This window comes from Kiritimatiellia bacterium, from assembly GCA_028715905.1.
GTDB lineage: Bacteria > Verrucomicrobiota > Kiritimatiellia > JAAZAB01 > JAAZAB01 > JAQUQV01.
On record JAQUQV010000031.1, the window covers coordinates 26,129 to 28,587 of the forward strand.

Here is a 2,459-nt window from a genome sequence, read left to right on the forward strand (position 1 = left end):
TCCGGCGGCTTTGCGGCGACCAATGCGCTTCTTTACAGCGATGACTTTGAAAGTTATACCAACGGGACGCCGCTGATTGACACGAATTACTGGTTTTCCTCGTCTTACGAGGATGGAAGCGGGGTTTTTTTTGCGACGGTCGTTTCCAATGCCGACCTCGCGCCGGCCGGCAGCACGAATCTGGCGGCGATACCCATTGAGGTTACTCTTTCCAACCGTTATGCGACCAACCTGCCGAACACCTGGCTGCACACCCGGACCAAAATCGTAACTTATGACGGCGCTACGAATGTCATCAATTATGACACTAACGCGGCGGCGGCGTTTTATTTTGACAGCAACGGTTATTGTGTGGTGCGCGACGGCACCAACGGATGGGTAACCGTTACGCAGACGCTTGACGGCCAGCCCGCCGAGCCGGTTGACACGAATTCCTTCATTACGATAGACCTTTTTCTGGACTATACCAACAAAGTCTGGCGGCTGAATTTAAATTCAGTCTCTATCACCAATAACATCCGCTTTATAAATCCGGCTCTTACTAACTGGGGGGGATTCACGGTTTATAATTACGGCCTGTCAACCACTTACATTGACAAAGTGTCGCTCTATGCCCTTCCGGCCTTGTCCGTTGCGCCGCCGGTGCTGACGAATACCGTCTTTTATCAGGGGACTGCCACCAATCAACACTTCCAGGTGATATCGCGCGGCGAGGGGCAATTGAATTACGCGGTTGTTACCAACGCCGTTTCTCCCGGCTGGAGCATGACAATTGTCAGCAATGCCGTCGGCAGTCTCACCAATGCCGCCACGAATGCCGTCTGGATCGCTTATGATACCGCCTCTTTATCGCCGGGCGTTTATACCAATTCGTTCACCGTGATGTCAACCAACCTTGAGAGCGAGTCGCAGACCGTTCAGGTTGTTATGAACGTTTGCCGGATGGAGGTCAGCCCGTCCAATTTCTCCGCCGCCGCCCTGCGCGGATATGATGCGGACAGCCAAACCATATATGTGAGCGCGGGCGGAGGCGATATGCCTTTCAGCGTTTCCACGGATGCGGGCTGGTTGAGCGTCAATCCGTCCAGCGGATACATCACGGGGAGCGCCACAAACGTTCTGACGAATACTTACCTGACTTCCGCGCTGAATCCCGGCGATTATACCGGCCGGATAACCGTGGCCGCCACTGCCGGCGGAGGGGACACCGGAACGGTCAGCGTTTCTTTGCGCGTGTTTTCCACGCCGGTCCTGTCGGCCGCGCCCGGCTCCATCAGCCAGGTCATTGACAAAGGCGCCAATCCGACCGGCGAATATTTTGAGGTCTGGAATTCAAGCGCGACTCCGAGGCTGGGTATGGCCTATCATGTTTCAGTGAATGATCCTGGCAATATAATCCAGGGCGTGTCGCCCGCCGACGGCGTCAGCAGCGGAGAGCATTACACGGTGGGCATCTATTTCCGCAACGTATCCGGTTATGAGGCCGGCTCTTACACCGCCAACGTGGCGATTGCGGCGACCAATTACGGCGCGGGTTACGCGGGCCATTGGAGCGGGACGAACAATGTGAAGGTGGTGCTGTTGATCGGCGCCCCGAGCGCGCCCGCGCGGGTTACGGCCACCGAAGGCGATTATGAGGATCGCGTGGCGGTGACCTGGACGCCGGTGGTCTCGCCAACCGGCGGGGAGGTTACCTACAATGTCCTTCGCCATACCACTTTTGACCCCGAGTATGCCGAGGTAATCGTCTCCGGACTTACGGTTACGAATTACGACGATGAAACCGTGTCGGCCGGACTCAGGTATTATTACTGGGTGCAGAGCGTCAATAGCCATGGCCAGGCCGGCGCAAAAAGCTTGTATGCCGGCGGGTACCGGCGCTTAAGCGCGCCGAGCGGCTTGTTTGCGAGCGACGGCTTATATACGAACAGAGTGGTCGTGAACTGGGCGGAGGTGGATTTTGCCACCGGGTATCGGGTCTACCGCAGCGCGGGCGGGTCGCCGGCCTTTGCGTATTATACGACCGAAACAGAATACCATGACTTGCAGGCGGAGGAAGGCGTTGAATACACTTATTACGTCCAGTCCACGAATTCAATATGCGCCAGCACCGTCAGCGCCGGGGAAAAAGGTTACATTCTCAGCCGGCCTTTTGCTATAAGCGCAAGCGCGGGCCAATACGTGAACAAAGTCAGAATTTCATGGAGCGCGGTCAAGGGTGCCTCGGCTTACGAACTCTGGAAAAGCACGGAAAACATCGCTCCGCCTTACGGCGGCGGCTCAAAAATAGCGGAGACGGCCGCGCTCGCGTATAATGACACGGCGGTTACGCCGGGAAAAAAGTATTATTACTGGCTGAAATCCATGAGTGCCACCGCGCTCAGCGCGTTTTCCGCCCGCGCCGAGGGGTATGCTGCAACCGCCACGGCTGATTTGCTGCCGTGGGGACTCGTGATCCA

1 protein-coding gene is annotated in these 2,459 nt (G+C 56.7%); it reads left to right on the forward strand.

Features of this window, described 5'->3' with window-relative positions; translation table 11 throughout:
* Window positions 1-2,459 (forward strand): hypothetical protein (locus PHP98_07415; GenBank protein ID MDD5483463.1); only part of this gene is annotated, 2,459 nt, incomplete at both ends.